Raw genomic sequence first — 17,072 nt, 5'->3', positions numbered from 1 at the left:
TCAGGGAGCATGGAGACCACCAGCCTTTGATTTGATACTTTAAGTATACCGAAAAAGATAGACATTCTCCTCAAAAAAATGAGGAGAATGTCTATTTGAGATCCTGAAGGACTTTTTCAGTGGCCTCTGAATTTCACGGGAGCTTTTTTTGTTGGATTCATTTATAGCAAGAAAATTGTTATGTCCATAATAGTACATTGACTGTCATAGTAATGTGGCTTATATTGTAGTTGTGGAGGTGACACAATGGTCGATCATAAAATTTCATCGGATTTACTAAGAGGCCATACAGATACGATGATTCTGAAGTTGTTGATGAGTGGCGATAAATATGGCTATGAAATATCGAAATTGATACATTCGAACTCAGGTGGCGAGTATGAACTTAAGGAAGCTACTATGTATTCTAGCCTGAAGAGACTTGAGAACGATGGGGGGATAATCTCCTATTGGGGAGATGAGACCCAAGGCGGAAGAAGGAAATATTACAAGCTCAAGGAAAAAGGGGAACTCATTTATTTAGAAAACAAGAAAAATTGGGAAAATGCCAAGCGCGTATTAGACCAGTTGCTATAAGAAGAAAGGTGGTAAATAGAATGAATGATAAATTAAGCAACTATTTGAACGGAGTATTCTCCTCCTATGAGGGGCTGCAGACGGTCGGGGAATTGAAAGAAGAGTTGTACAAAGATTTACAAGAACGTTTGGAAGATCTCCAAAAACAAGGTTACGACGATGAAACGGCTTATGCCATGACCCTTGACTCTATAGGCGATATTGAAGAGACCATTGCCGATGTAGCAGCGGAGGCAAGAGCATTGCAGCGGATGGTGATGACGAACTTTTCAATGACCAACCTCCCAAACTCTGATTTCAGGGGTGTAACGGTGCATGACGGGAAGTTTGAGAACAGTTCCTTACAAGGGTCGGATTTCAGTGATTCGGATTTGACGGGCAGTTCTTTTAAAAACTGTGATTTGCGAGATGTAAAGTTTGATGGTTCGAATCTAACAAAGTCAAAAATGACAGCGACTGCGCTTAAAGATGCGAGCTTTCAAAACTGTATTCTTGAGCAGACAGATTTAAGCAGTTCGGACTTGCGAGGCGTAAATTTTAATGGCGCTAAACTTACTAGTACAAAAATAGCGAAAATTGATTTTAGATCCACGACTTTTGAAAACTGCGTTTTTGAAGGTACAGATTTTAATTGCTCGGATTTGAGACGTGTCTGCTTCGATAACCAGACGCTCACAGGTGTCATATTTGACAAGGCGGGGTTGGCCGGAGCTTCTTTTAGAAATACCAACCTTCGGAATGTTTCCTTTCGTCACGTTGCCAAAAAAGACATCCTTAGGGCTGATTTTGACGGAGCCACAATGGATAAGCTGACCTACGCTGTATTGAAAGGTGCAGGCGCAAATTTGACCGATGTTACGGTTATTTAGGAGGGATACTAATGGATTGACTGCAATGGAATATTTCCTTGATGGTTTATATGAAAGCCAGAAGAGGAATTGAAAGAAGATTCAGTTTGTAATGCTTTGCTTTATGAACTCTGTAAATTCCTTTACCTCCGTAAATAGCCAATCGGGCTGCAGCGCCAATAGCTCCTCTTGATTGGTTGTCTCGGCCCAAGCGGCAGCTATAACGGGTACCCCAACTTCGCGGGATTCAATAATATCACTTGGAGAATCCCCTACATAGATACTCTCCTCAGGAGCAATACCCAATTGCTTCAATACATTTGTTATAGCCTCTACTTTTCTGGACCCTTGAGGAGATCCGGTTTCAATAAGATCGAAATGGGAATCAATCCCAAACGTTGCTAGTGTAATAGCTGTGCCTCGCGCTCCCTTGCCAGTAACCAGAGCCAGCTGGACATTGTGGCTTTTGGCATAATCCAAAACCTCTACAATTCCAGCAAAAGGTGCAGCACACATCGTATGCAGATTTTGATAATGCAAGAGGAAATTCTCGATCCCCTCATCATAGTATTTAGGAATTAAAGCCTGGATGATTCCTTCTTCGGAAGGCCCAAAGGTAGTTCTGATTTCTTGATCCGTGTACGTTCTGCCTGCCAAGGGTTCAATAGATTTTTTTAAAGCAGCAATTGATAACGGCAACGTATTTCCAATCGTACCATCCAGATCAAATAGGATACATTTCAGCATATACATTCTCCTTTTGTAAATTCATTCACATCCGCTAACAATAAATCTATTTTATTCTTTAATATTTGATTGAACTCATTATCTTGTGTGTTCATTTCAAGTGCGCAACACAGTAGGGTAGCTGTTAAGTGACATGATTCGATAAGCAATTCATCGGCGTTAAAGGGTGCTGGGCCAACGGGAAGAAAAAGTTCCCCCAGATCCATATTCAAAGGTGTGAACCCATAGAGCTTTTGTGTTTCATCCATAAATTGAACGAGTCGCTCTTCTGGATAATTTTTAATAAATTTTAAGGTGATCGTATATTCAGCCATCATCTGTAATACACCATAAGCCTCATCGCAAAAGCCGGAAATGGTCAGAAGCTGCAGTGCAAGCATGGACTTATGAAATCTGGTTATAAAGGTTGCCGATACATGAGACAGCAGGTTTTGCGGAAAGGGTTGTTCCAGCAGATAGCCATCCAATACTCCGACCCAATCGTCATGGATTCTCAACAATTCCTTGTGTTTATTTTTCATTTCGATCTGGACTTCTTCGTTGTACATACTCCTCTCACCTCGATACTAATGTAAATTATGAAACGCCTTCCATGTCAACTTTTTATTTGCTTTTGAAAAAAATATAGGATTATACTGGTGTGACGATTCTTTGGAAGGAAAGGTGACCCTATGGCGAATATTAAAGATATTGCTAAACTTGCGGGTGTATCGGTTACTACGGTGTCACGAGTCATTAACGGTCATCCTTATGTAAGTACGCTAAAAAAAGAAGCTGTCCAACGTGCTATGGAGATGGAGAACTATGAGCGTAATATCAACGCTGTTCATTTAAGCAAAGGGAAAACGAATCTTATCGGTGTCGTAGTCCCTTCCATAAGACGTCCTTATTTCGGGATGGTAGTTGAAGGAATAGCTGATGAGGCTATCAAAGATAATTATAAATTAGTGCTCATTCAGACCAATTATGAGGTGGAACGGGAGATGGATGCGCTAATGATGTTGAAGCTGAAACAAATTGACGCACTCATCATTTGTTCGAAAACAAGCGGTTGGGATGTTGTAGAGGAATATATACAATATGGTCCTATTATTATATTGGAAGACGCTCGCGGCACAAAATTGTCCTCTATATTTATTGACCATTATCAGATCTTTTCCAATGCGTTAGCCTATTTAAGAAGCAAAGGTCACCATAAAATTGGCTATTGCCTAGCAAGACGATCCAGCCCCAACAGCGCACGAAGAGAAGCAGCGTATAGAGATTTCTATACAAATCTGCAGGAAGACTATGATCCGAATTATATTTTTTATGACTGTGTTCATCTGGAAGATGGGGAATGGATTATGCAGCGAATCGTCGGCATGGAGGACCCTCCAACTGCCCTCTTAGTCACCAGTGATCAAGTAGCAGCCGGAATCTTAACGTATTGCCAGGAGAATAACATACGCGTGCCGGAGGATCTAGCCATCGTAGGTTTTGATAACCAGCCTATCGCGAAAGTGTTGCATATCACCACCTTTGAAATTCCGATTGTTGAGATTGGCAGAAAGTTATTTCTCAAAGCAATTGACGGAAGTCATTCCCATGAAGAAATCCCTATTCATTTAATTGAACGTTTAACTGTTTAGATTAAATAAGTGGATTCTGATTTGTAAGACAGGAGGACAGATGAAAAGAAAGCATTTGATTGTTCTAATCCTTATTACCCTACTTATAGGTATAGGGGCCACGGTGAACTATGGGATTTCCGAACATCAGAACAAGCAAGCAGTTAGAAGTCTTGGAATGGATTATGTGCGCAAGGAATATGCAGAAAGTGATCCGTTGAAAGTCACAGCGACGTGCAAGCCATTATTTGGAGGGAGCGGTTACCAGGTTGTACTCAAAAACTCCCAGGGGGAAGCGTATTATGTCATTATTATGCTCGGACCGGAGCGTAACTTAATTTCTGTGGATGATCTGACGGAAGATGTCCGTCAAGGGACATCGGTATTTCCATGCAGTCCATAATCTCCTCAAAGATTCGGATAGGTTTCTTTCAGAAAGGTTATGGATTGGTTTATTAACGCAGCTAAGACACCGACATTAATATCTGCTACCTTATTGATGTAGACACATGCTTTTGCTGCGGTATGTTTTCCCAGAGCTTGCAATAATGCCTCACGACCTGGATCTCCAGTCGCAAAATATAGGCTTATCTTAGCTTTGCGGGGTGAATACCCAACTAGAGGTGCATCACCTTCATGACCAGAAGCATATTTATAGTGATAGATTCCGAATCCAATAATACTGGGTCCCCACATCTTCGCCGGGTAACCCGTCGTTTCCGTGAATATATCTAACAATCTATAAGCGTCTTCACGTTTTTTTGGATTTTCAACATTTTCAATAAACTCAATAACACTGTTGTCGGTTTGTTTTGTTTTCTGTTCATACATCGCAAGCAACGCTCCTTTCCCTATCATCAATATTATAGAGTCAATTATAGAACTTACCTAATTTGCTTTCCAACTATATAAAGGTTATAGTAGATAAATGAAGTCCTTAATAGGGGTGAACAATGAAATATTCAAAAGCAACAAATTACGCACTACATATCATGCTCTATCTGGTAGCCGCTGCGCCCGACAAGCCTGTGGGTGTGCAGTCCCTTGCGGAACACCAGAGAGTTTCTCCCACTTATCTGTCTAAGATCCTGACCAAGCTGGTGAAGGCAGGATTAATTGAATCAGCGTCTGGCGCAAATGGCGGTTATCGGCTCAAACGGAACAAAGAAGAGATTTCGTTTCTGGATATTATCCATGCTATTGAAGGTACGACATCGCTGTTTCAGTGCTCTCCTGATCATCCCAGCGAGTGTCTGATCCAGCAGGAAATGGTCCGCGCCGAGCAGCAGATGGAGCAGTACCTGAGCAACAAAAAAATATCCGAGCTTGCCGGAAAAATAACAGCGGTTTAATAAAGCCATTGTTATTTTTCTGACTTAATTATAGATATCATGAGACTATTAAGTCTATAAAGGCTTTGGGAATACAGAATGCGAAAGGGATGGATAAGAATGATAAATGAATTATTTAATGCAGCGATTTGGGAGAAGGCTTGGAAGGAAGATCCTACCGCAATGGGCAATAAGATGAAGAAAATGGGGATGGACACCACCCAATTTGATCATAAGGCGGTAGCTTTTAACAAAGAGGTGTTCAGTGAAGGTGGAAGACAGCGGAGTGAGCGGATCATCGGCTGGCTGGAAGGCCAGGGAGTAGATTTCAAAGGGATCTCCGTTCTTGATGTGGGCGCAGCCTCAGGCGGATTCACGGTGCCTTTTGCCGAAAGAGGCGCTAGGGTTACTGCTGTAGAGCCTAACATTCCTCTAGGGGATCTGTTCTTGGAAAATACAAAACAGTTCAATCAGGAACAGGTAGAGCTGGTGCGTGAACCTTTTGAGCATATAGATATTGCCGCCAGGGGCTGGACCAATGCTTTCGATCTCGTATTTGTATCCATGTGTCCAGTAGTTGTCGATTGGGCTAGTGTGGAGAGGGTACTCAGTACCGCGCGCAAATTTTGCTATATCAGTGGTATTGCCGGAAGAATGGAGCACGGTCTGGTGAATGAACTTCTACCATTGCTAACTGGCCGGGAACTGCACGCGGCGAGCTCGGATATGGCCTATTTGAACCATTTGCTCTATCTGAAAGGTTATTCATTTGAGTCGCTGATCACCCAGGAAATGAAGAGCGCCGAGTTTACCATTGAAGCGGCTATCGATGAGGCGATGCAAGGATTGATGCCGCATGACGTAACCTCAGATGAGACTTCTCGGAAGATCGTGTCAGATTATTTGCACAGCACTTACCCAGACAATAAGGTGGTCATCCGCCAGGGCGGACGTTTCGGCAAGGTGATGATCCGGTTGCAGGAGCAGAACATGTATAGTAGGGCAGCAGCTGTTAAAGGTGCAATCTGAAGGGGCGGCCGTGAGGCCGCTCTTTTTTGTTGATAACTAAAGATAAAAGATATATAGTATATTTAGAAAAGCCGATAGTTAGGATGAATGAAAATGGCATACTCTACAGCCTTATCGCAAGGAATTTCCATATTACTCTATATTCATGGACTCATGGAGGAGGATTGTTATAACTATTTATCTACCAAATTGATTTCTGAGCAGTTAAATATTCCTGCACCAACAACGGTTAAAGTCATCCGAAACTTGAATAATGCTAAACTGACTATTGCCAAAGAAGGAGCTAAGGGAGGTATTTTACTGGCAAGGCCTTTATCAGAAATCACCATATTGGATGTTTTTCTGGCGGTTGAACCTGGTAATGCTTTGTTCAAACTCCATACAAATGTAACCCTCCAAGGTAAAGAAGTCGACGAAGTCAAACAAAGGATCACTGACAGTTTACAAGCAGCAGAGAGGGCTATGCAGAATCATTTAAAAGAAGTAAGGTTAACCGATTTATTGAAATAAGAAAAGGTTAACCTTTTTTTTGGAATAACTATATATAATATATATTTAGAATATTTCGTATATGGTGATATAAAATTGAAACAAAGGGGCAGTAAAATGAATTTAGAAACTAGAGTAGTGGAAGCAATTAATGGCGTCAGAGTTCCCCAATTGGGCTTTGGAGTTTACAAAATAACGAAAGAGGAAGAGTTCAAAACAGCGATCAGTGAGGCTATTCGAATAGGCTACCGGCATTTTGATACCGCTAGAATTTATGGGAATGAGAAGGCTTTAGGAAGAGAAATTCAAAATAGTCGAATCCCTCGTGAACAATTTTTTATCACATCTAAAGTCTGGAATACGGATCATGGTTATAAAGCTACCAAGAAGGCCTTTGAACAAACGGCTCACAAACTGAATGTAGATTATCTTGATATGTACCTGATCCATTTCGCCTCACCTAACTATATAGAAACGTGGAAGGCCATGGAGGAATTATATTTAGAAGGGAAAATCAAAGTGATTGGCGTTGCGAATTTTGAGATTCAGCATCTGGAAGAATTAATGAAACACGCCAAGATACCACCGATGATCAATCAGATTGAGACTCATCCCGAGTTTCCGCAAAATGATCTGCACGACTATCTCCAAGAACATCAGATTTTGCACGAGGCCTGGGGCCCACTGGGTCAAGGAAATAAAGCGCTACTCCAGCATCCAGAATTGAAAAAAATCGCCGAGCATCATCATAAAACGGTGGCTCAAGTTATTTTACGATGGCACTTGGAACGGGGAGTAATCATTATTCCCAAATCAGCAAATCCCAAAAGAATGAATGAAAATAGTCAGATCTTTGACTTTGAACTGACTGGTGACGAGATGGAGAAGATCGGCCAGCTAAATACGGGCAAAAGATATTCGATTAATCCAACGGGGTATATTATTAATCCAATGTATAACAAGTTGATGAAAATATTCATTTAAGAAAATTGGTTAATAGTTTCGTGAAAAGAAGGGAGTGAGTGAATGGATATAGAAAATAAGGGAGTAGAATACGCCACAAGGAGGTAACCACTTGTTTCATCCAGTGAGTCTCTTGATCCCGCTTATGATATTGTTGCCTAATCTTATTTTCTTTAGATTAGAGCCACAGAATATGCCCAGTGAAAACAATAAAACCTCGATCTTTACTGTAGCAGAAGGCATTGGGAGATTTGGAGTGATCCTGGTGCCTCTATTTTTCTCCATACATATCCAAACTACCTTCGAAATCATCTCACTGATGGTGATGTTACTATCTCTTACTGCCTACTATTTTGGCTGGGTAAGATATTTTCGGAATAATAGGCAGTATAAGCTGCTGTTTTCTCCTCTACTGGGTGTTCCGGTGCCTTTAGCGATTAGTCCATCCCTGTATTTTCTGTTTGCCGCAGTGGTTATGCACTCCTTCTATTTCTTTATCTTCAGCATGATATTTGCAGCAGGACATATTCCAAACAGTCTAATTGACTATAATCGGAGTGAAAAGTAATGTTATTTTGTAATGAATTTTTTTTGCAAAGCCTTTATATCTTGAAGTGGAGGTAGTCTAAATAGACGCCGGTATTCTCGGTTAAATTGTGAGGGGCTTTCATAACCTATTTCCAAAGCGGCAGACGTAACATCTATAGAACCGCTTAGCATGAGGCGTCTTACTTCTTGAAGGCGGAGTTGCTTCTGATATTGTAAAGGACCCATTGTCGTTATAGCCTTGAACTTATGATGTAGTGCCGAGACGCTCATATTGTTTGATTTTGCCAGTTCCTGTGCGGTAAATGATCTAGGCCGTGTCTGGAAACTACTGCCTTGACCTATTTTTATACTGATATGAAACCATATTCAACTATTATTATCGTAACCCATGATAGCAAAATAATTAGTTTTGCTGACCATATAATTAACTTAGATAAGACAACATTGGAGGCGGCTAGTAATGATGAAGTACAATATTGTGCTTTATAGTATCGTTGGCTTAATTGCAATTACTCTTCTAAGCAACATTATTGCTTATCCCTTTTTGCCTGACCAAGTAGGCATTCATCAGTCAGCAGGTGAAATGGATAATTACGTATCAAAATTAGTATTTGTGTGTCTATTGCCCGCGGCTCAAATCATTGCATCAATTATTACGAAGATGACGGAAAAATCAACGTTTACCCTTGTTATATTAAATGTTGCCATCGTACTTGTTAATGCCTTTCTAATCTATATAAATGTCTAATGTTCACAATGCCATATAGATAGGGGTGAAACATGAGAAAAATATTACAGTGAATCAAAATTATAATTAAAAAATTAGTAGGAATCCCATCTGTCGGGTATTGAAATCCTAACCTCATCCTACATTACAGTTCTCAACTTGATGACAAGGTGAGGGCTGTTTACTTTTTTTTCTATTCTAGCTTAGAATATAAGAAGATCAGTTGTATTTTATGATAGATGGAGGAATTAGGCTGTGCAATTAACTGTTGGTGAAATCCGTGAGATTAATCGTTATCCGGTGAAGTCATTCGCGGGAGAGCAATTGGAAACTTGTTTTATTGAACCGTATGGAATGCTTGGCGACCGATTTTGCACCTTTTACGATGAGACAAAAAAGGACTGGTGGCGCTATATTACGGCAAGGAATATTCCGAACATGCTTACTTATCAAGCGCAATTCATCAATGGAGAAATCCTCGTAACGGCAGCGGATGGACGAACTTTTGGCTGGGATACTGATTTATTGGAAGAAATGCAGAGCCAAACTTCAACTCACCTCTCTATGTCCGGTATTAAAGATCCCCACCCAGAGCATCCGCAGCTGTTATCGGTTGAAGGGGCCAGTATTCTGCTTATTTCGGATGCCAGTTTAGCCAAACTTGAAGCTCAGTGGGGCAAGACACTAGATCAACGCCGGTTTCGTGGGAATTTCGTTGTGGCCTTGAACGATGCTTCGTTAGTCGAAGGTGATTGGATTGGACGACAGCTTCACATAGGCAATGTGCAACTGCAGGTGGATAGTTATTGCGAGAGATGCGTTGTTATAACGATGGACCCCGACAGTCTGGAGAAGGACCCTTCATTGTTGAAAATAGTGAACCAGGAGTATGGGCTACACTTCGGCGTCTATGCGTCAGTCGTTAAGACTGGACAAATCAAAATCGGAGACAAAGTGGAGTTAGTTTAAGTGCTAACGGAAGCAATAAGAACCAGAGTCCTAGTATAGGATACATCTACAGGCTGATCCATAAGGGTCAGCTTTTTGTTTTAATAAGAAGCGTGAAGGAATGATAACGACCGGTGAACAGGCACGATGAAGGAAGGGCGTGTTTATATTCAGTTTAAATAAGTCAGTTATCATGCTCATATATTCAGTTGTCTAGGAGGAATAGCGAATGAATCAAGATGTAAGAACAAAAAAAGCGCCTAACTATGGTGAGTTGGCCATCGAGGCACAAGGGCTCGTCAAAATCTATGGAAACAACCGTGCGGTTGATGGTGTAGATCTCAATGTGGGTACCGGTATGATCTATGGTGTGCTGGGTCCGAATGGAGCAGGGAAGACTACGGCAATCCGTATGCTGGCAACCTTATTGCGACCGGATGCAGGTTCGGCACGTGTCTTTGGACATGATGTGGTAAAGGAACCGCATATCGTGCGTCAATTGATCGGAGTAACTGGCCAGTACGCGTCAGTCGATGAGGCACTCAGTGCAACCGAGAATTTGATCATCTTCTCTCGATTGCTTGGACTGGGGCGTGCGGAGGCTCGGAAAAAGGCAGCGGATCTGCTAGAGGAATTTGGTCTGACAGAAGCTGCAAAACGTCCACTCAAGAATTTCTCTGGCGGTATGCGCCGTCGACTGGATTTGGCAGCAAGTCTTATTGCACAGCCGCCGCTCATTTTTCTGGACGAACCAACAACCGGACTAGATCCACGCACACGGAATCAAATGTGGGATACGATCCGGCGCTTAGTGAAAACAGGTTCAACCGTATTGTTAACCACGCAGTACCTTGAAGAGGCTGATCAACTGGCTGACCGGATTGCGGTTATTGATCAGGGGCGGGTTGTCGCCGAAGGCACCGTGGATGATCTGAAAGCATCTGTAGGTACTTCATCGTTGCATTTAAGAGTTCAAAATCCGCAGGACATCGAGCAGGCCCGTCAGACCGTTGAACAAGTACTCAAGGTACAGTCCAATATATCGGCTGGAGCCGGAAAGATTACTGCACCAATGGGGAATATTGACCGAGTTACCGACCTGTTGATTGCTCTCCGCGAAGCGGCTATTCCCTTGGCTGAGATGAGTGTGCAGAAACCAACGCTTGACGAAGTATTTTTGACCCTCACGGGTCACGGTGTTCAAGAAGACGAGCTGCTTTCGTCCAGTGAATCGAACAATGTAGAGGGGGTAAGAGTATGAGTACTTTAATAAAGCCAGGTGTTGACCGTCAATTAAAAAATCATACGAGTTTCGGCCAATCGGTTCGCAACTCCTTGACGATGGCCTATCGGGGTCTGCTGAAAATTCGCCGTACACCGGAGCAACTGTTTGACGTCACGCTCCAACCGATTATTTTTACCCTGATGTTCACCTATATCTTTGGCGGGGCCATCTCTGGAGACGTGGTGAGTTATTTGCCTGTCATCATTCCCGGTATCCTCGTTCAGACCGTGATTACAACCTCAATCGTCACTGGGGTTCAATTGCGCGAGGATATGGAAAAGGGTGTGTTTGATCGCTTCAAGTCACTGCCGATCTCGCGAATTGCTCCGCTCGCAGGGGCATTGCTCGCAGACACCATCCGGTATACAATCGCCACTGTGCTTACCTTCATCATGGGGTATATCATGGGTTTTCGTCCTGAAGGGGGCATTGGTTATGTCGCAATCGCTGCGCTTCTCGTAATCTTCTGTTCTTGGGCAATCAGTTGGATCTTTGCCTTCTTTGGTGTGATTGCTCGGACGGCTTCAAGTGTACAAGGGATATCAATGATTGTGCTATTTCCGCTCACCTTTCTCTCTAATGCTTTTGTGCCAGTCGATACTATGCCCAATTGGCTCCAGTGGTTCGTGAACGCTAATCCGATTTCGCATCTTGTCAGCGCCGTCCGACTTCTTGTCAACTCTGGGACCGTAGGCAGTGATCTTGTCTATTCCCTCGTTGGCGCTGCAGTCATTGTAGCGATCTTCGCACCGATCACGGTACGCGCTTATATGCGTCGCACCTAAATAAGAGGAACTGGACATTAGGGTTCTCAATCTTAATCTCTAAAGACGTTAACGGATGTTATACATCTGGTTAACGTCTTTTTTGTTGAAAATCAAGAGTTAGCTTCATGTATAATTTTCCATATTATAGTATAATGAGGCTATAATACATAGCTTGGAGGGTCATTAATGATAAATATGGATAAGATCTATCTCATTACCGATATTCCCGGGTATTCACCACAAATTAGCCGTTTGCTATCTATGATGAATTACGCAAGACATACAACGATCGAATCTTCAAAAGATCTAACTATTGAGCAACTTGATTATTTGCTTGATCCACACAGCAATTCAATTGGTGCATTATTATTACACTTTGCAGCTGTAGAATACGCTTATCAAGCCGCAACATTTGAGGGGAGAGACTTATCAGAAGAAGAGTTGTTGATCTGGGGACCCGCGTTAAGCTTGGGGGAAGAAGGGCGAGTGAAAATTAGAGGTAATGATTTGAATTATTACATAGATCAATTAAATACAGTAAGACTTAGAACTTTTGAATTATTTCAGTCCGTAAATGACGATTGGTTGAATAAAGAAGAACCGTTCTGGTATGACAAACCTGCTAATTATTATTTTATGTGGTATCACGTATTTGAAGATGAAATAAACCACAGAGGTCAGATCAGAATGATAAGGAAAAGATTAAAGGTATAGTAATAATACCTGTCATGGACTACGGTAAAATCTATGAATATTACTTAGGAGACTTGAAATGTTAAAGAAGATACTGGGTTGGCTCAAACCGATCGACAAAAATATTTATCCCAAAAAGTCTACCGCTAAGCCTGTTTCAACGAAATCCATATCGCCTAAGAAAAGAACCATTGAATCAAATAGAATCAATATTCAGTTAGATCAGCTGTCCAAAGATACCAAATACATCAGTGATATTATGATCTTGAACAAGTTTTGTCTGAATTCTCTGATCTCCTGTATATTTCACTAGTCTCATTCACCATGCGTTGTCGCTTTAGTATTGATCCGGAATTACGGAAAATTGAGTCAAATGAGCTTATCGTATATGATACTGAACTTTCCGAGTTTATTAGCCGCAAGATAACTCGTATTCGTGCAACCTCCGACAGAATATTAGAAAGATAAAAGAATCCAAATGAGTTGTATCAAGTTATCTCCAACCCTAAAACAAAGTCGCCTCCAACATCACTATTTCAGTAGAGATGTTGGAAGCGTCTTTTTGTTTGCCTTAGAACTGGAGCACAACCATCTGATGGCAAATCCATGACGGAACCGTATAGCTTACGGTTCCGTTTTCCTGCTGGAAGGGAAGTGGAGTCCGCTGCGGAGCTAGATATACCTCACGTACCGGATCGGTTGCGGAGAGGGTAATCATGATGTCTGTAAGCGCAGGTAAATCTTCAATGACCTCTATATTTTGCCCTCTGCGAACTGGAGAGGCATACAGCAAATGGTTGATCCAGCGGCTATCTGTGCTCTGCACCTGTAGGGTAGTAATGCCCTGCGCTGGCAGGTTGGTGAGTAACGATTTCTGTCCTAGCAGACGATCCAGCGCGTAAACAACAATTTCCTTAACGGGAAGGCTTCCCTTCAACGCATAATCCTCAAACATATTCCAAGCCAGATAGATGCCGTCCGGGCCTTCTGTCATGCCGGGTCCCGCATCTTGCAAATCTGACGGCGTGTGCTGATGCGAGCAAAAGGTAAACAGATCGCGGTTGAAATAAGGATTTTCCCTGCTGCCAAGCTGTTTGCTGCCAGGCTTTAGTGATATGTTCTGGCCTTCCGCATAGATGACGAAGGAAGAGGTGTGCAGCGAAGGTAGTTCGAACGCTGGTTTGAAATAAGAAGGCTTGAAGGGGGAGACTCCTTGCCGCTCTGCACCAAAGTCCAATGCAAAACATGTTCCATCCGGCGAAAGTCCAGATCGGCCGGTGGCCAGCAGCTTGCCTCCCTTGGCAAGAAAAGCCGCCAGCTTTGTTTGGAGTGACCCAGTTATGAGGATGGCATCTGGCAGGATGATCACTTTGTATTTGTCCCAATCGGCCTCCGTATCCACGACATCAAAGAGATAGTGGCCTTCCAGCAAAATCCTTACAGCTCCGGTATCTGAATGGTTGTCTCCTTCAAGCGGTTTACTGCCAGGTGCATGACCAGCGGCTTCGAGGGATAACAGCGCGATATCGGCGATGGCGGTTGTATTCTGGCACCATTCTTCTTTCGCTTCCACTTCTCGGTAGGCTTCGCCAATCAATGCATAGGTGGCCGGGTCCATGAATCCGGTGGGGTGCAACTGATCCCCGATGGAGCAGCGTGCTCCGTTCGCCAGACTCAGCGCCGCTTCGTACCGTAGTGCGTTAGGATGTTTGTAGCCGCCAAATTCACCCCATGAAGTATGGAATTTACCGGTCATCCCCAGAAAATCCATGCCCAGCGTTTGGGCATAACGAGCCGAAAGTGGAAAATGATCGTACCCCCAGCCGCCGGTCGGCAGCGATTCTAGTTCCAAATGTGTGTTGACACGGGCAAGATCGCGCCGACCGCGATCCACATGGCTGCTGTTGTGGAATATCGGCAGACCGGGCTTGATGGCATGAACGGTTTCATTTATTTTTTGGGTATAGTTAAAATAAGTTTCCTCCCATAGAGCCTTCATATCCTCTCGGTTACGCGGATCGGAGCCTCTCTTCCGAATCTCGGCAACGCAATACTGGCAGTAGCATTCACAAACGCCTACGATATCGAGAAAGATGCCGTCTGCATTGTAGTGAGTGACTACTTCCTGCACTTGGGCGCTGAGGACATCCAGATATGGGGTGTTCATGCAGAATTGATGGTAGCCGGGCCTCATGAAATCGGACACCCAGCTGATTTGCTCGTGCGGATCGCGAATAAGCCACAGTGGAAATTTACGGGCTAGCTTCTCGTCCAGTCCCGCGGACAAATAGACAGGTGTCTTGACGCCAATTTCGTGTGCGGCCTCAATTTGTGCGCCGAGCAGGTCGAAAGACAGGTGCGGATGTTGTGCATTGGCGGTTGTCGGGTGATAAGCCCATCCGTGATGGCATTTCGCGAAAACCGTGATGGAATCGACGTGTCCTACTTTAAGCATTTCCTGAAACTGCTGTTTGGAAAAATGACTGCCGACATCTTCAATCGCTTCAGAAGTGTGAAAGTCGAGATGGATCTGACGAAATTTCATGCTTAATATCCCCCTGTATTATAGATTGGAATCATATGATATCTACTACAGTAATCGATCCGTATCCTTGATACATCTGACAATTCCGACTTCATATAGTACAATATCTACATAATTCTCGGAGGGTGATATAATGCTCGTAATTGAACTGCAGGTTCCACCATTTCCTTTGCTGGCAACGATTGGTCAGACGTTGTGGCAGCCGGGAGTAGTGCACGCAAGACGCAGGTTTGAAGTATTTGATATGATCTTTTGCTCCAAGGGGACATTATATATGGAGGAGGAAAATGTTAAATACGAGTTGCAAGAGGGGATGGTGCTGGTCCTTGAACCTGGGAAAATGCATCACGGCTATCGGCTAACCGAGGTGGAGACGGAGGTTTACTGGATTCATTTTCAATACCCGACCTCCTCGAAGCCTCTGCTGGTAGAGAAGAACAACTGGCCGCAAATTTTGCAGCAGAGGACCGATCAAGACACGGAGCCTCATCCCGCCGCGATTGATATTCCGAAATTTGCGACCATAGATTTACGGACGCTTATGCCCTTGTTCGCTGAAATGCTTGAGCTGCACCAGGTACTTACGCAGTATCGATCCTTTGAACTGCAAATGTTGTTTGGTAAACTACTTTTGCAGTTGCAGCAGGGTATGAAGAGAAGCAGTCCGCAAGCTCGTTCTTATTATCTTGGCGAGCAGGTAGCCACCTATTTGGCCGGACGCTTGGAGTTGCCGTTTGACTCCGGGCAATTGGAGCATGATTTGCATTACCATTTTGATTATTTGGCGCGGTGTTTGAAGCAATATTCGGGAATGAGTCCGCTACAATACAGACATCATTTGCAGATTGAGCGGGCCAAACGGCTATTGGCGCATTCGGAGCTTCCGCTAATCCAGATTGGAGAACAATGCGGATTTCCGGACAACAACTATTTCATGCGTATGTTTAAGCGCCAAACCTCACTTACACCCGGCGAATACCGCAAACAGTATCAGCTGTTTCGGCTGGATTAGGAATCTTCCACAAGAAATACAATCCGTTTGATTTGGCATGTTATCTCCATGGTGTTACAGCTTGGGGGTCTTGCTTATCCGACGTATTTTCTCCTCTTCCTGATTTCACTTTCAGGACTGGACAGAAACCAGGGTTCGCTGAACATAATTGTTGGGTGAATTCCGGATCCAGCTGGGAGAGCTCGGCGAAATAGCTTCCGATAATGTGATTGAGATCTAGGGCTCCATTTTGGAAAGGCAGTGCTGAGAGCGTTTGGACATGACTGTAATAGTACTTTTTGTCCCGCTTGGGCAGCTTGGAGATGGACGGTGGAGCATGGGTTATGACGTCAAAGAGATTCGCAATACGGTAGCTGTTCGGGACATACTTTGCAAAAGCCTTCGCAAAAGCCGGATCACCTACACGGGGAGATCCAAATGTAAATTGGTTGGGTGAGCTGTAGGCAGTATTGGCTGCAATATCAATAGCGCATAATGTCGCGAGTGCTGCACCAAGACTGTGACCTGTGATGTATAATGTCTTATCGGCTGACAGGCTGGCCAGTGCGGAGATTATCCCGTTACGGGCTGAAGCATAGATATCTGTGAAGCCACGATGTGTAAGACAGTCTTCCTTAATATATTTGAACCTCTTTTGCGAGGCGATAGTGTCAGAAATCCAATTGGTCGCTGAGCTGGTTCCTCGAAAAGCAATAATAATCACTTGCGGAGATTCAATAATAAACCCGAAACGCTCCCATGTTATGGATTTTGCTTGAATGGTATGACTGACCGAATAATGTAATGGAACGACGAACGAACCGTCCGCATTAGCAAATTGGGCGTAGGTCTGTCCGCAAATTGCAGCCAGAAAGATCGCCCACTCTTCATAACCCTTGATGTTACCCACCTGAATCCCGCCCTTCTTTCCTACCTTATTTATGATAAGAACCTGGGATTGGTGCTTGTTGATG

Annotated in this window: 21 protein-coding genes and 1 pseudogene; 16 read left to right on the top strand and 6 right to left on the bottom strand. The window is 43.4% G+C overall.

Annotated elements, in window-relative coordinates; translation table 11 throughout:
• Positions 1-246 precede the first annotated feature (246 nt).
• Positions 247-576, top strand: coding sequence for a PadR family transcriptional regulator (locus GJB61_RS30535; RefSeq protein WP_154122786.1), 330 nt, complete (start codon positions 247-249; stop codon positions 574-576).
• Positions 577-596: 20 nt separating this feature from the next.
• Positions 597-1,445 carry a pentapeptide repeat-containing protein gene (locus GJB61_RS30530; protein ID WP_154122785.1) on the top strand — a complete coding sequence of 283 codons (849 nt, stop codon included), beginning with the start codon at positions 597-599 and terminating at the stop codon, positions 1,443-1,445.
• 81 nt (positions 1,446-1,526) lie between these two features.
• Here GJB61_RS30530 and GJB61_RS30525 read toward each other — a convergent pair whose 3' ends face one another.
• Together GJB61_RS30525 and GJB61_RS30520 are read right to left on the bottom strand one after the other, a co-directional pair.
• Complete coding sequence (locus tag GJB61_RS30525) at positions 1,527-2,171, bottom strand: HAD family hydrolase (protein ID WP_154122784.1); 645 nt, start codon at positions 2,169-2,171, stop codon at positions 1,527-1,529.
• Positions 2,165-2,719, bottom strand: coding sequence for a hypothetical protein (locus GJB61_RS30520; RefSeq protein ID WP_154122783.1), 555 nt, complete (start codon positions 2,717-2,719; stop codon positions 2,165-2,167). The genes GJB61_RS30525 and GJB61_RS30520 overlap by 7 nt, the downstream gene beginning before the upstream one ends.
• A 123-nt stretch (positions 2,720-2,842) precedes the next feature.
• Between GJB61_RS30520 and GJB61_RS30515 the strand changes: the two genes are divergently transcribed.
• Positions 2,843-3,802, top strand: a complete 960-nt coding sequence (locus GJB61_RS30515) for a LacI family DNA-binding transcriptional regulator (RefSeq protein WP_154122782.1) — start codon at positions 2,843-2,845, stop codon at positions 3,800-3,802.
• Between the two features lie 40 nt (positions 3,803-3,842).
• Entirely contained in the window at positions 3,843-4,184 is a 342-nt protein-coding gene (locus tag GJB61_RS30510; protein ID WP_154122781.1) for a hypothetical protein, read from the top strand.
• A 5-nt stretch (positions 4,185-4,189) separates the two neighbouring features.
• Here GJB61_RS30510 and GJB61_RS30505 read toward each other — a convergent pair whose 3' ends face one another.
• The gene (locus GJB61_RS30505) at positions 4,190-4,612 is read right to left on the bottom strand and encodes a DUF1801 domain-containing protein (RefSeq protein WP_154122780.1); all 423 of its coding nucleotides are present in this window, start codon (positions 4,610-4,612) and stop codon (positions 4,190-4,192) included.
• Positions 4,613-4,734: 122 nt separating this feature from the next.
• Here GJB61_RS30505 and GJB61_RS30500 point away from each other — a divergent pair, with 122 nt between their 5' ends.
• The 5 genes from GJB61_RS30500 (at position 4,735) to GJB61_RS30480 (ending at position 8,161) form a co-directional block, all read left to right on the top strand.
• Positions 4,735-5,133 carry an RrF2 family transcriptional regulator gene (locus tag GJB61_RS30500; RefSeq protein WP_154122779.1) on the top strand — a complete coding sequence of 133 codons (399 nt, stop codon included), beginning with the start codon at positions 4,735-4,737 and terminating at the stop codon, positions 5,131-5,133.
• A gap of 99 nt (positions 5,134-5,232) precedes the next feature.
• Positions 5,233-6,141 carry a class I SAM-dependent methyltransferase gene (locus tag GJB61_RS30495; RefSeq protein WP_154122778.1) on the top strand — a complete coding sequence of 303 codons (909 nt, stop codon included), beginning with the start codon at positions 5,233-5,235 and terminating at the stop codon, positions 6,139-6,141.
• A gap of 93 nt (positions 6,142-6,234) precedes the next feature.
• The gene (locus GJB61_RS30490; protein WP_195724531.1) at positions 6,235-6,651 is read left to right on the top strand and encodes an RrF2 family transcriptional regulator; all 417 of its coding nucleotides are present in this window, start codon (positions 6,235-6,237) and stop codon (positions 6,649-6,651) included.
• Positions 6,652-6,747: 96 nt separating this feature from the next.
• Positions 6,748-7,614, top strand: a complete 867-nt coding sequence (locus GJB61_RS30485; RefSeq protein WP_154122776.1) for an aldo/keto reductase — start codon at positions 6,748-6,750, stop codon at positions 7,612-7,614.
• Between the two features lie 91 nt (positions 7,615-7,705).
• A complete protein-coding gene (locus GJB61_RS30480) occupies positions 7,706-8,161 on the top strand; it encodes a hypothetical protein (RefSeq protein WP_154122775.1) in 456 nt (151 codons plus the stop codon).
• Positions 8,162-8,163: 2 nt separating this feature from the next.
• Here GJB61_RS30480 and GJB61_RS30475 read toward each other — a convergent pair.
• Positions 8,164-8,451 (bottom strand): annotated as a pseudogene (locus GJB61_RS30475) (helix-turn-helix domain-containing protein); the annotation flags it as partial.
• Between the two features lie 151 nt (positions 8,452-8,602).
• Here GJB61_RS30475 and GJB61_RS30470 point away from each other — a divergent pair.
• The 6 genes from GJB61_RS30470 to GJB61_RS30445 all read left to right on the top strand — a co-directional run bounded on the left by GJB61_RS30470 (position 8,603) and on the right by GJB61_RS30445 (position 12,875).
• Positions 8,603-8,890: a DUF1648 domain-containing protein gene (locus GJB61_RS30470; protein ID WP_154122774.1), complete on the top strand. Its 288-nt coding sequence runs from the start codon at positions 8,603-8,605 to the stop codon at positions 8,888-8,890.
• 234 nt (positions 8,891-9,124) lie between these two features.
• Complete coding sequence (locus GJB61_RS32465) at positions 9,125-9,838, top strand: MOSC domain-containing protein (RefSeq protein WP_338116202.1); 714 nt, start codon at positions 9,125-9,127, stop codon at positions 9,836-9,838.
• A gap of 208 nt (positions 9,839-10,046) precedes the next feature.
• Complete coding sequence (locus GJB61_RS30460) at positions 10,047-11,078, top strand: ATP-binding cassette domain-containing protein (RefSeq protein WP_154122773.1); 1,032 nt, start codon at positions 10,047-10,049, stop codon at positions 11,076-11,078.
• Positions 11,075-11,887, top strand: a complete 813-nt coding sequence (locus GJB61_RS30455) for an ABC transporter permease (RefSeq protein WP_154122772.1) — start codon at positions 11,075-11,077, stop codon at positions 11,885-11,887. The genes GJB61_RS30460 and GJB61_RS30455 overlap by 4 nt, the downstream gene beginning before the upstream one ends.
• A 168-nt stretch (positions 11,888-12,055) precedes the next feature.
• On the top strand, positions 12,056-12,583 hold the full coding sequence (locus GJB61_RS30450; protein WP_154122771.1) for a DinB family protein: 528 nt from the start codon (positions 12,056-12,058) through the stop codon (positions 12,581-12,583).
• A 58-nt stretch (positions 12,584-12,641) separates the two neighbouring features.
• A complete protein-coding gene (locus GJB61_RS30445) occupies positions 12,642-12,875 on the top strand; it encodes a hypothetical protein (RefSeq protein ID WP_154122770.1) in 234 nt (77 codons plus the stop codon).
• Between the two features lie 258 nt (positions 12,876-13,133).
• Here GJB61_RS30445 and GJB61_RS30440 read toward each other — a convergent pair whose 3' ends face one another.
• Positions 13,134-15,107, bottom strand: a complete 1,974-nt coding sequence (locus GJB61_RS30440) for an alpha-amylase family protein (RefSeq protein WP_154122769.1) — start codon at positions 15,105-15,107, stop codon at positions 13,134-13,136.
• Between the two features lie 133 nt (positions 15,108-15,240).
• Here GJB61_RS30440 and GJB61_RS30435 point away from each other — a divergent pair, with 133 nt between their 5' ends.
• Positions 15,241-16,119 (top strand): helix-turn-helix transcriptional regulator, encoded by an 879-nt coding sequence (locus tag GJB61_RS30435; protein WP_154122768.1) that lies wholly within the window; start codon positions 15,241-15,243, stop codon positions 16,117-16,119.
• Between the two features lie 40 nt (positions 16,120-16,159).
• On the opposite strand, the gene GJB61_RS30430 is transcribed toward GJB61_RS30435, so the two are convergent.
• The gene (locus GJB61_RS30430) at positions 16,160-17,008 is read right to left on the bottom strand and encodes a lipase family protein (RefSeq protein WP_420819785.1); all 849 of its coding nucleotides are present in this window, start codon (positions 17,006-17,008) and stop codon (positions 16,160-16,162) included.
• Positions 17,009-17,072: the final 64 nt, after the last annotated feature.

Origin of the sequence: Paenibacillus monticola, assembly GCF_009664975.1 — a bacterium.
Classification (GTDB): Bacteria; Bacillota; Bacilli; order Paenibacillales; family Paenibacillaceae; genus Paenibacillus_AQ; species Paenibacillus_AQ monticola.
This window is presented reverse-complemented; position numbering and strand designations above follow the sequence as displayed.